Annotated in this window: 9 protein-coding genes; 3 read left to right on the forward strand and 6 right to left on the reverse strand. The window is 63.7% G+C overall.

What is annotated here, in order from left to right; genetic code table 11:
* The first annotated feature begins 2 nt into the window (after nt 1–2).
* Nucleotides 3–485 carry a (2Fe-2S)-binding protein gene (locus SO180_RS10995; RefSeq protein WP_449378835.1) on the forward strand — a complete coding sequence of 161 codons (483 nt, stop codon included), beginning with the start codon at nt 3–5 and terminating at the stop codon, nt 483–485.
* Nucleotides 485–4,009 (forward strand): molybdopterin cofactor-binding domain-containing protein, encoded by a 3,525-nt coding sequence (locus SO180_RS11000; RefSeq protein WP_449378836.1) that lies wholly within the window; start codon nt 485–487, stop codon nt 4,007–4,009. The genes SO180_RS10995 and SO180_RS11000 overlap by 1 nt, the downstream gene beginning before the upstream one ends.
* Here SO180_RS11000 and SO180_RS11005 read toward each other — a convergent pair.
* Nucleotides 4,006–4,974 (reverse strand): catechol 2,3-dioxygenase, encoded by a 969-nt coding sequence (locus SO180_RS11005; RefSeq protein ID WP_449378837.1) that lies wholly within the window; start codon nt 4,972–4,974, stop codon nt 4,006–4,008. The two genes, SO180_RS11000 and SO180_RS11005, sit on opposite strands and share 4 nt — an antisense overlap.
* Nucleotides 4,975–5,412: 438 nt before the next feature.
* Between SO180_RS11005 and SO180_RS11010 the strand changes: the two genes are divergently transcribed.
* On the forward strand, nt 5,413–7,152 hold the full coding sequence (locus tag SO180_RS11010; RefSeq protein WP_449378838.1) for an ATP-binding protein: 1,740 nt from the start codon (nt 5,413–5,415) through the stop codon (nt 7,150–7,152).
* Nucleotides 7,153–7,233: 81 nt separating this feature from the next.
* On the opposite strand, the gene SO180_RS11015 is transcribed toward SO180_RS11010, so the two are convergent.
* Genes SO180_RS11015 through SO180_RS11035 form a run of 5 tightly spaced genes read right to left on the reverse strand, consistent with a single transcriptional unit; the run spans nt 7,234 to nt 11,702 of the window.
* Nucleotides 7,234–8,652 carry an MmgE/PrpD family protein gene (locus SO180_RS11015; protein WP_449378839.1) on the reverse strand — a complete coding sequence of 473 codons (1,419 nt, stop codon included), beginning with the start codon at nt 8,650–8,652 and terminating at the stop codon, nt 7,234–7,236.
* Nucleotides 8,649–9,566, reverse strand: a complete 918-nt coding sequence (locus SO180_RS11020; RefSeq protein ID WP_449378840.1) for an aminotransferase class IV — start codon at nt 9,564–9,566, stop codon at nt 8,649–8,651. Before SO180_RS11020 ends, SO180_RS11015 begins: the two co-directional genes overlap by 4 nt.
* A 10-nt stretch (nt 9,567–9,576) precedes the next feature.
* Complete coding sequence (locus SO180_RS11025; protein ID WP_449378841.1) at nt 9,577–10,359, reverse strand: amino acid ABC transporter ATP-binding protein; 783 nt, start codon at nt 10,357–10,359, stop codon at nt 9,577–9,579.
* 4 nt (nt 10,360–10,363) lie between these two features.
* On the reverse strand, nt 10,364–11,032 hold the full coding sequence (locus tag SO180_RS11030; protein ID WP_449378842.1) for an amino acid ABC transporter permease: 669 nt from the start codon (nt 11,030–11,032) through the stop codon (nt 10,364–10,366).
* 1 nt (nt 11,033) lies between these two features.
* Nucleotides 11,034–11,702 carry an amino acid ABC transporter permease gene (locus tag SO180_RS11035; RefSeq protein WP_449378843.1) on the reverse strand — a complete coding sequence of 223 codons (669 nt, stop codon included), beginning with the start codon at nt 11,700–11,702 and terminating at the stop codon, nt 11,034–11,036.
* Nucleotides 11,703–11,717 lie beyond the last annotated feature (15 nt).

An 11,717-nucleotide genomic window follows, 5' to 3' on the forward strand; every position in this document is an offset into this window, starting at 1 on the left:
AGATGACGCAGACACTGATCCGCCTCACCGTGAACGGCCGGATCCATAATGTCGCCGCCGCGCCGGAGACGCCGCTCCTGTATGTGCTGCGCAACGACCTCGCGCTCAACGGTCCCAAATATGGTTGCGGCCTCGGCGAATGCGGCACCTGCACTGTCCTGATCGACGACGCCGCGGCGCGTTCCTGCGTCATTCCGATCGGCGGCTGTGTGGGGCGCGACATCGTGACGCTTGAAGGGCTCGGCACGCGCGACAATCCCGACGCCGTGCAGCAGGCCTTCATCGACGAGCAGGCCGCGCAATGCGGCTACTGCCTCAACGGCATGATCATGACCACCAAGGCGCTGCTTGCGATCAATCCACAACCCACCGCGCAGGAGGCGATGGCCGCGCTGCGCTACAATCTCTGCCGCTGCGGCACGCATGTCGAAATCCTCCGCGCCGTGATGCGCGCATCAGGTCAGCTTGCCGAGGCCGGTGATTGATGGCCTCCCCCGTTTCGAATGAAACTGAGCGGCGCTCCGGATCGCTGGTCGTCGCCCGCGCGCTCGCCGACGGCACGTCCGAGACCTTTGTCCGGATCACCGCCGATGGTTCGGTCAGCGCCTATAACGGCCATGTCGATCTCGGCACCGGCATCCGCACAGCGCTCGGCCAGATCGTTGCCGAAGAGCTCGACGTGTCGTTTGCGCGCGTCGTCGTGGTGCTCGGCGATACCGCTGTCGTGCCGAACCAGGGCGCGACGATTGCCAGCGAAACCATTCAGATCACCGCCGTTCCCCTGCGCAAGGCCGCCGCGCAAGCGCGACATTTTCTGATCGCGCGCGCCGCCGAACGGCTGGAGCTTTCGGCTGGGGATCTCAGCATTGAGGACGGGCTGGTTCGCGGCCACAACCGCAGCATCAGCTTTGGAGAGCTGATCGGCGATGAGGTGATCCGTCTCGAGCTTGCCGATGATGTCGCCGTGAAACCCGTCGGCGACTACGCTATCGTCGGCCAGTCCGTGCCGCGCGTCGACCTGCCGGCGAAGGCGACCGGCGAGATGACCTTCGTGCACGACGTCCGTGTGCCCGGCATGTTGCACGGCCGCGTGGTGCGGCCGCCCTATGCCGGCGTCGATGCCGGGCCGTTCGTCGGAACCAGCCTGATCGCGGTGGACGAGTCCTCGGTGCGCGATATTCCCGGCCTCGTCGGCGTCGTGCGCCTCGGCGACTTCGTCGGCGTCGTCGCCGAGCGCGAGGAGAATGCGATTCTGGCCGCAAATCGGCTGAAGGTGAGCTGGAAGCCGACACCCGCGCTACCCGATCTCGCCGACCTCGAGACCGCCCTGCGCGCCAACCCGTCGACGCCGCGCACGCTGATCGACAAGGGCGACGTGAACGCGGCCATCGCCGCTGCCGCCAAGCCAATGCGGCGGACTTACGTCTGGCCCTACCAGATGCACGCGTCGATCGGGCCTTCCTGCGCCGTTGCCGATTTTCAGGAGGGGCGCATCCGGGTCTGGTCCGGAACGCAAAACCCGCACATCCTGCGCACCGACCTTGCCTTGCTGATCGAGCGGCCCGAGACCGAGATCGAGGTGATCCGGCTGGAGGCCGCCGGATGCTACGGCCGCAACTGCGCCGATGACGTCACGGCGGACGCACTGCTGCTCTCGCGCGCAGTCGGTCGGCCCGTGCGCGTGCAGTTGACGCGGGAACAGGAACACGCCTGGGAGCCCAAGGGCACCGCGCAGCTCGTCGACGTCAATGGCGGGTTGGACGCCGACGGCGGCGTCGCCGGTTACGATCTCGCCACGCGCTATCCTTCGAACGCCGCGCCGACGCTTGCGCTGCTTCTCACAGGCCGGATATCGCCCGAGCCCGACGTGCTGCAGATGGGCGACCGCACCGCGATCCCGCCCTACGACTACGAACACATGCGTGTCGTCGCGCACGACATGCCCCCAATCGTGCGCGCCTCCTGGTTGCGCGGCGTCTCGGCGCTGCCGAACAGCTTTGCGCATGAATCCTATATTGACGAGCTCGCGACCGAAGCCGGTATCGATCCGATCGAATATCGCCTGCGCTACCTGAAGGACCAGCGCGCGGTCGATCTCGTCAATGCGGTCGCCGAGCGCGCGGGCTGGACACCACGACCGGTGCGCCAGGACAAGGGCGGCGATGTCGTGCATGGGCGCGGCTTTGCTTATGCGCTCTACGTGCACAGCAAGTTCCCCGGCTACGGCGCGGCGTGGTCGGCCTGGATCGCCGATGTCGCGGTCAACAAGACGACCGGCGATGTCAGCGTCACCCGCGTCGTCGCCGGCCAGGATTCCGGATTGATGATCAATCCGGACGGCGTGCGCCACCAGATCCAGGGCAACGTGATCCAGTCGACCAGCCGCGCGCTGATGGAGGAGGTCTCCTTCGAGCGCGGCGCGGTGGCGGTGCGCGAATGGGGCGCCTACCCGATCATCCCCTTCCCCGACGTGCCCAAGATCGACGTGCTAATGTTGCCGCGTCAGGACCAGCCGCCACTCGGCGTCGGCGAATCCGCCTCGGTGCCGAGTGCGGCAGCGATCGCCAATGCGATCTTCGATGCCACAGGCGTGCGCTTCCGCGAGCCGCCATTCACGCCGGAGCGCATCCTCAAAGGCTTGCGTGGCGACACGTCGCCTGAGCCTCAGGCGTTACCTGCGCCGGCAGCCGCCCCGACCGGCTCCTGGACAAACCCGTTCGCGAAGCGCACCGGCATCTTCGCGAGCGTGGCCGCGCTCTGCACGGCCGCCATCGGTATCGGCGCCGCCATGCTACCGGGCCGCGCCATCGCGCCGATCGCGCGGCCCGATGCATCCGTCTATTCGGCTGCGACGATCGCGCGCGGCGCAGAGCTCGCCGCGCTCGGCAATTGCGCGGAGTGTCACACGACCGCGGGCGGCGCGCTGAACGCCGGCGGGCGCGCGCTGGAAACGCGGTTTGGCACCATCTACAGCACCAACATCACGCCGGACGCCGCGACCGGTATCGGCGCCTGGTCCTACCCGGCCTTCGAGCGCGCGATGCGCGAGGGACTGCATCGCGACGGCCGACAGCTCTATCCCGCATTCCCCTACACGCATTTTGCGAAGACAAGCGACGCAGACATGCAGGCGCTGTACGCGCACCTGATGGCGCAGCCCGCGGTGCGGGCGACCACACCGAACAACGCGCTCTCTTTCCCGTTCAATCTTCGGCCGTTGCTGGCTGGCTGGAATGCGTTGTTCCATCGAACCACCACGCTCAAGCCCGACCCGATCAAGTCCGAGCAGTGGAATCGCGGCGCCTATCTCGTCGAAGGCCTCGGCCATTGCAGCGCCTGCCATTCGCCGCGCAATGCGCTCGGTGCCGAGCAGCAGAGCGCCTATCTCGCCGGCGGCTTTGCCGAGGGCTGGGAGGCGCCGGCGCTGACGTCGCTCTCGCTGGCACCGATTCCCTGGAGCGAGGACGAGCTTTACGCCTATTTGCGCACCGGCCATTCGCGTTTCCACGGCGTGGCGGCCGGGCCGATGGCGCCCATCGTGCGGGATCTCGCCGCCCTGCCCGATCAGGACATCCGCGCAATGGCGATCTATCTCGGCTCGTTCAACGACACCGCGATCGACCGGCAGGCGCAGGACGCGCTTGCCGCCAAGCTCGAGAACGCGACGCAAGTCACCGTCGCCGCCTCGACCGGCGCGCGGCTCTATCAGGGCGCGTGCGCCGTCTGCCACGAGGTCGGCGGTCTGCCGCTGTTCGGCAGCCGGCCGTCACTGTCGCTCAACAGCAATCTCCACAGCGCGAAACCGGACAATCTCGTGCAGGTGATCCTGCACGGCATCATCGAGCCAGCGTCCAGCGACCTCGGCTATATGCCCGCGTTCAAGCACAGCATGAGCGACGCGCAGGTCGAGGAGCTCGTTGCGTTCCTGCGCAAGCAATTTGCGCCGGACAAGCCGGCGTGGACTGGCATCCGCGAGACGATTACGCGCGTGAAGGCCTCTGCGAACTAGCCGTGCTTCTTCGTCTCCACCGGCGGCGTGCCGTGGGTGTGGAAGGACTCGATCGTCTTCAGTCCCCAGGCCTGACCTTTCTTGCGCTCCTCTTCCGTCCACACGATCGGCTTCCAGTCGGGTGCGAGGATTAGCCGTGCGCCGGCGTTGGCGACTTCGACGCGGTTGCCGCCGGGTTCGTAGACGTAGAGAAAGAAGGTCTGCTGGATCGCATGCTTGTGCGGGCCGGTCTCGATGTAGACGCCGTTCTCCAGGAAGATGTCGGCAGCGCGAAGGATCTCCTCGCGGCTGTCGAGCGCGTAGGTGACATGGTGGAAGCGGCCGGGCACGCCGGAATGGTCGAGCGAATAGGCGAAATCGTAGCTCTTGTTCGACATCGTCAGCCACATCGCGGCTTCCCGGCCGTCGTTGAGCACGATCTGCTCGGTGAGGCGGCAGCCGAGATAGTTCTCGAAGAACTCGCGGTTGGCCTTGATATCGGCCGCGAGGCAGTTGAGATGGTCGAGGCGGCGCACGTTGGCACCGCGCGCGGGAAAACGCTGCGCCTGGTTCTTCAGAGCGGGCTTCAGCTCGGGCGGAGCCTGATACCACTCGGTCTCGTAGTAGAGCTCGACGATATGGCCGTCAGGATCGCGGCAGCGGAAGGTCGGCCCCTGCCCCATGTCGCCGTCGATCCAGCCGATGTCGAAGCCGGACCCCTTGAGCGCTGCGACGCGCCGCTCCAGCGCCTGCTGACTGCGTGCGCGCAGCGCCATGTGGCCCATGCCCGAGGTTTTCGACGCCGTGAGTTTTAGCGAATAGCGCTCATAGTCATCCCAACCGCGCAAGTAAACGGACTCACCCTTCTGCCCGCTGACCGTCATGCCCATGACGTCGACGAAGAATTTCAGACTCTCGTCCGGCTTCGGCGTCAACAGCTCCATGTGGCCGAGATGGGCGAGATCGAGGATCGGTTCTGGCTGCATCATTTCCTCCATGGCATGACGGGTGATCGGCTTCACGGATCCCGGAATTTCGACGCGCGCTCGCGGGCGCAACGGCGGACCCTGTATGCGCCCAGGCCGGCCCTGGATCATTTGTACTAATGTACAAATGATTAGGTCTCGTCAACAAATAGAAATCCCCTCGTCCCGCACCGGGCTGCGCCGGTCCGCGTCGCTTTCGGATCCCGACCACGCCGGGTGGTTTTCCGAATGGTAAATTTCTCCTTACGCGCCGACGGCCGGCCGGCCCAGAAAACGGCATTGTCCTACCGATTTTCGCGGCAAGTAGGCACTTCGAACAAATCTCCCAACCGAATTGTCACAGATTTAACAAAGCGGCGGCGCCTCGCATTTAACCGTTTGTGCAGTGACCGCCGCGCATAGTTGGAACAAATCCTCGTTGTTGCCAGGTTCATCATCGTGACATCTTTTGGACGCGTGATTTCGGTACGCGGATCGCTTGCGCGGGTCGGGCTTTTGGCGGAAAGCCGGATGCCGATCTCGGAAGTGCGTGCCACTGTCGGCCGCTTCGTCAGCATCCGCTGCGCCAGCTCGGTCATCGTGGCCATGATCACCGAGGTTTCCTGCGAGAACCTCTCGACCGGGGACACTTACATTGCCATCGCCTCCGTCGACCTGCTCGGCGAGATCCTCAATGCCAGCGACAAGGCCAAGTTCCAGCGCGGCGTCACCAACTATCCGACCATCGGCGATGCGGTCGACCTGATCACCAGCCAGGAGCTGCGCACGATCTATGCGCCGACGGGCGCGGACCAGATCAATGTCGGTTTCCTGCAACAGGACCGTTCCGTCGTCGCTTATGTCGACGTCGAGGAAATGCTTTCCAAGCATTTTGCGGTGCTCGGCTCGACCGGCGTCGGCAAATCGACCGGCGTGTCGCTGCTGCTCAACGAAATCCTGAAAGCGCGCCCGAACCTGCGCGTCTTCCTGCTCGACGTCCACAACGAATATGGTCGCTGCTTCGGCGACCGTTCCCTGGTGCTCAACCCGCGGAACCTGAAGCTGCCGTTCTGGCTGTTCAATTTCGAGGAAATCGTCGACGTGCTGTTCGGCGGCCGGCCTGGCGTGCCCGAAGAGCTCGACATCCTCGCCGAAGTCATCCCGATCGCCAAGGGTGTCTACACGCAGTATCAGAACTCCGACCGCCTCGGCCTCAAGCGCATCGATCCCAAGCAGGTCGGCTTCACCGTCGACACGCCGGTGCCCTACCGGCTGGTCGATCTGATCTCGCTGATCGACGAGCGCATGGGCAAGCTCGAAAACCGCTCCTCGCGCATCATCTATCACAAGCTGATCTCGCGCATCGAGGCGGTGCGCAACGATCCGCGCTACGCCTTCATGTTCGACAATGCCAATGTCGGCGGTGACACCATGGCGGAGGTGATCAGCCACCTATTCCGTCTGCCGGCCAACGGCAAGCCGATGACGGTGATGCAGCTTGCCGGCTTTCCAGTCGAGGTGATCGACTCCGTCGTCTCGGTGCTCTGCCGCATGGCCTTCGATTTCGGCCTGTGGAGCGACGGCGTCTCGCCGCTGCTGTTCGTCTGCGAAGAGGCGCACCGCTATGCGTCCGCCGATCGCAACGTCGGTTTCGGGCCGACCCGCAAGGCGGTGTCGCGCATCGCCAAGGAAGGCCGCAAATACGGCGTCTATCTCGGTCTCATCACCCAACGTCCAGCCGAACTCGACGCCACCATCATCTCTCAGTGCAACACGCTGTTCACGATGCGCCTGGCCAACGACCGCGACCAGGCGCTGCTCCGCGCCGCGGTGTCGGATGCGGCCGCGAACCTGCTCTCTTTCGTGCCTTCGCTCGGCACCCGTGAGGTCCTGGCGTTCGGCGAAGGCGTGGCACTGCCGACGCGACTGCGCTTCAAGGAGGTGCCGCCGCATCAATTGCCGCGCGGCGAAGCGACCATCAGCAGCGTTCCCTCGGTCACGGCCGGACACGACATGCATTTCGTCAGCGCTGTGCTCGAGCGCTGGCGCGGGGCCACCTCTCAGCGCGACGTGCCTAACGATCCCGTGTTCTCGGCGCCGCCTGCGAAGACGCTCTCCAGCATCGACGCCCCGATGCTCCAGCCGTCGATGGGGCTCGACCCCGACCGCTTCTCCCTGCTGAAGAAGCCGCTGCGGTAAGCTGGACTCCGCAACCCGTCTCGGCCGAACTTGCCGGATGCCGGCACGGCGCTGCGTCTTTTCGTGGCGACGATATGCGTTTCACGGTGTCGCAGGGAGAACTGCCAGCCGAAGCACGTCCGTGACATCGGATACGGCTTCCAATATGTCGACACGGGACCAAATCTCCTCGGCAGCGTTTTGTCCAATGACGGGCGTCGCATTGTCCATGAACTTGCTCCGGATGACCTCCTCGGAGGCCGGCCGTTCGACACTGCCGAGCGCGAATTCAATGAGGGGCGACGCATATGACTTCCCCTCGCTCGTGACCGTGACGCGGCCAGCCGGCCGGCGCCGCTCGCCGCTCATCAAGTCATTGATCGCCGGATCGACTTCCGCGCGAACTCGCCCGGCCAGTTCAAGCAGATCGGTTCGCTCCAAGGTCTCGCGGGCATACCAGTTGGAAGCGGGATGAATCCCAAGAAGCAGAGCCGCGAAGGCGTAAGGGAAGCTGAACTGCGCATCCACCATCGTCGCCGGTGCAGGATCCATGAAATCCCGACAAAGACCAATCGATGTATGAATGACAACATGGTCGATATCGCTGGGGCCGAGCGAGTTGTCCCTGATCAGTTGCTCCAAGGCTTCCATGGCGGTGTGCATCCACCGGCACACCGGATAGGTCTTGAAGGTACTGCCGAGGATAGCCCATTCGTGGGCCAGGCCGGCCGTGAGCGCCTCCTCCTCGAAGCAATCAGAGCCCAGCATCCGCCATAGCCCGGTCGGGCCGTCCAGCACGCTTTTCGATCCGACGATGCCGCATCCATGCATTTGCACGGCACGGACGCCCGCCTCCGCCGCGGGCGCATTGAAGTCCTTGAGCGAAATCAGCGGGCGCTCAGCGAAGTTGTACTTCCGCAGACTCGGCACATTGGAAAGCGTGGCGGCGAGCCCCACGGCGTTGTTCATTTCGTCAGCGTCAAGCTGCGAGAGCTTGCCGAATGCGATGCAGGCGGACACCGTCTGGTGCTGGCAGACGCCGTAGACTTCGCGAAAGCGCTCGATCGTCGGCTGAATTGAACGGATGAGCCGATTGTTGATCTCGTAAGCGGCGACGACCGCCGTGAGAAACTCGCTGCCGCTGACACGGTTCACGAACGATCCGCTCGTGGCGGCGGCAATGATCGTGGCGCCGGGGTGCCCCATGCCCTTTCCGGCAATTTCATAGCCGTCATCGTAATCAAGAGCATTCATGCATGCTGAGTTGCCAAAGGCGGCAGCGGCCGGGCCCAATTGCATACCCGCCCCGAAGACAGGTACGCTCCCGTGGGCGTGTTCCAGCCGGAGGTATTGCAGGAGCTGTCGCGCAAGCGACGTTCCCGCGCCCGCGAGGCCGCAGCCGAGGGTGTCGAGGACATGAAGTTTGGCCTTCTTGCGAACCTCGGCGGGTATGTCTTCGATCCGAAGCTGCGCCGCAAACCGGCAAACCTGCGCTGTCAGAGTTGACGCCGCCTCGTTCATTTCGAGGCGCCGTAGAATCGTTCCTCGTAGGCACGTGCGAGGGCAAGCGTCACGGGACCCGGCAGCCCATCGCCGATCCGACGTCCATCCACCGAACGCACCGGCGTCACGCCGCCGAACGTGCCGGTCACGAACGCCTCATCAGCCCCGTAGACCTCTGCCAGGGTGAAGTCCAGCTCACGACACTCGAGACCGAGGCCGGCACAGCTCTCGATGATCTTGGCCCTCGTGATTCCCTTGAAGCAAAAGCGTCCCGTGGATGTTTCGACCCGGCCATCGCGGACAATGAAGAAGTTGGTGGAGTTGCAGCTCGACACGAAGCCCGACGGATCCAGCATCAGCGCCTCGTGGGCACCGCAGCTGATGGCCTGAAGCAGGGCCTGAATCAGATTCAGGCGGCTGTGCGAGTTCAGCCGCAGGTCGAAGACATCCGGACTGCTGCATCGGAAAGTGGAGGTTGCGATCTTCATTCCGGAAGCCTTGATTTCCGGATCCGGCAGCTTGTACTCGGCCGTGATCGCGACGGTCGCCTTGCCGAGAGCGTTCCTCGGGTCCTGGTGGACGGTTCTCTTTTCCCCACGCGTGACCATCAGGCGGAGATGCGCTCCATCCTCCATTCCATTGGCGGATACAGTCTCCTCCAGAGCGGCTCGCATCTGGGCGACGGTCATGCCGATGTCGATCGCGATCGTCTGGGCCCCCTGGTAGAGCCGCTTCAGATGCTCGTCCACCAGGACGAGGTTGCCGCGACTGAGGCGAATGCCTTCCCAGACACCGTCTCCCAGGCCAAAGCCGGCATCGAAAATCGAGACCAAGGCCTCTGATCTGGGAACCAGCCTGCCGTTGAGCCAGATCAACACGTGCGCGTTGCGTGGGTCTTCCACTGGCGTCTGAGCGCCCTTGCTCTCGATCATCGGACCATGCCTAGAAGCTGAATTCGGTGAAGCGGTTGAGGAAGGCTTTGGTGCGTTCTTTCTGGGGTGTCTTGAGCACCTGCTCGGGCGCCCCTTCCTCGTGGATGCGCCCCTCATGAAGGAAGAGTACGCGCGTCGCGAAATGATAGGCAAAGCCAAGCTCGTGCGTGACGAGCAGCATCGTGCGGCCTTCCTTGGAGAGACCAAGGATGACTTGCAGCACCTCGCCGACCAACTCCGGATCGAGCGAAGACGTGGGTTCGTCAAAAAGCAGTATCTCGGGATCCATCGCGAGCGCTCGCGCGATGGCGACGCGCTGCTGCTGCCCACCCGAGAGCCGAGCCGGAAACTGGTCGGCCTTTTCGGCAAGCCCCACCCTGGCGAGGTAGTGGCGCGCTCTGGCGGCCGCCTCCGATTTGGATTTACCGAGCACCGAGAGGGGCCCCTCCATCACGTTTTCAAGCGCGGATTTGTGCGGGAACAGGTTGAACTGCTGGAAGATCATTCCGATCCGGGTGCGCAGCCGACACAGTTCGGCTTCGCTATAGCGGATTGCGCCTGATCCGTTCTTGCCGGTCGCTTGTCCGATTGCCTTGCCGTCGAGCCAGATGCGGCCATCAGAAGGCGTCTCCATGAAATTGATACAGCGGAGGAAGGTGCTCTTACCGGACCCGCTCGAGCCAAGAATGGCGATGCGTTCGCCGGGCTTCACCGCCAGGTCGATGCCGCGCAGCACGTGATTATCACCGAAGCTCTTGTTGAGGTTCTCGACCCGCAGAATGTCGTTGTCCATAGGATCAGGCTCCCCTGGCATTCAGCCGGCGCTCGAGCAGGTATGCTGCAAGCGTGCCGGGATAGATCAGGACGAAGTAGATGATCGCCACGACCGTAAAAGTTTCGAGCGGCAGGAATGTCTGCGTGCTCAGGGACCGGGCCTGATACATCAGCTCATTGACCGTGATGACGGAGGCGATCGAGGTCATCTTGGCGAGCTCGACACCACGGTTTGTGAATGCGGGAATCATCCGCCGCAGCGCCTGCGGGAGAATGATCCGCTGCATGACTTTCCAATACGGCATGCCGAGGGCACGTCCCGCTTCCCATTGTCCTCGGAAAATCGATTGCAGGCCGCCACGATAGATCTCTGCACAATAGGCGGACGTGTTCAGGCAGAGTCCCAGGCTTGCGGCGACGAACGGTGTGGTCTGGAGGCCCGTCAGCACCGGAAACGCGTAGTAGAACCATACCAGTTGGACCAGGACGGGCGTGTTCCGGAACACCTCGATGTAGAGCGAGGCCGGCCAATTGATCCATTTGCGCTGAGAGCTTCTGGCGATTCCGAGGAATAGTCCGACGATCAGTGAGAACGTGAAGGCTATTGCCCAGAGTGCGAAGGTCAGGCCGATGCCGCGCAACAGCAGGTCGGTGTTGGCGAAGATTTCGGCGAACTGGAATTCGTAGCTCATGTCAGTCGCCGTTTCCGTGCAGGCGGGCTTCGACCCGACGCATGACGAGGCTTGCGGCCAGGAGAACGGTAAAGAAGATGGCCGCCACCGCCGTATAGGTTTCTAGCGGCCGGAAACTCTGGGAGGCGACCGTCATCGCCCGGTAGAGCAGCTCTCCGTAAGCGACCGTCGCTGCAAGCGCCGTCGTCTTGACCAACTCGAAGGACCGCTCCATCAGAGGCGGCACCATCCTGCGCATGGCCTGGGGCAGGATGATCCGCCACATGAGCTGAGTGTAGTTCATGCCAAGGGCGCGCGCAGCTTCCCACTGGCCCTTTTCGATTGAAACGATGCCGCCCCGGAAAACCTCGGCGAAAAACGCACCTGATTGGACTGACAGCGCCAGCAGGGCTGCCGAAAAGGGGCTGAGGCTTACGCCGGTGACGATGGGCAAGCCGTAAAAATACCAGAAGAAATGAACGAGCGGAGGTGTGTTCCTGTAGAACTCGATGATCGCCGTGGCCGCAAGCGACAGCGCCCGGGACTTCGCCAGGCGCATGAGTCCGAGAACGAGGCCGATCGCCATGCCGAGAACAATGGCGCATGCTGACAGCCAGAGAGTATTCAGCAGGCCACCGAGAAGGAAGCCTGCGTTGTTCCAGACGGGGCTGAAGTCCCAGGTATATCGCACGACAGCTACTTCCGC

Source organism: Bradyrhizobium sp. UFLA05-112 (assembly GCF_053572325.1).

Coding starts and splice junctions, on each gene's coding strand:
- SO180_RS11000 (WP_449378836.1), top strand. CDS start 485: ATGGCCTCCCCCGTTTCGAATGAAACTGAGCGGCGCTCCGGATCGCTG.
- SO180_RS11015 (WP_449378839.1), bottom strand. CDS start 8,652: ATGAACGAGGCGGCGTCAACTCTGACAGCGCAGGTTTGCCGGTTTGCG.
- SO180_RS10995 (WP_449378835.1), top strand. CDS start 3: ATGACGCAGACACTGATCCGCCTCACCGTGAACGGCCGGATCCATAAT.
- SO180_RS11030 (WP_449378842.1), bottom strand. CDS start 11,032: ATGAGCTACGAATTCCAGTTCGCCGAAATCTTCGCCAACACCGACCTG.
- SO180_RS11020 (WP_449378840.1), bottom strand. CDS start 9,566: ATGATCGAGAGCAAGGGCGCTCAGACGCCAGTGGAAGACCCACGCAAC.
- SO180_RS11005 (WP_449378837.1), bottom strand. CDS start 4,974: ATGCAGCCAGAACCGATCCTCGATCTCGCCCATCTCGGCCACATGGAG.
- SO180_RS11025 (WP_449378841.1), bottom strand. CDS start 10,359: ATGGACAACGACATTCTGCGGGTCGAGAACCTCAACAAGAGCTTCGGT.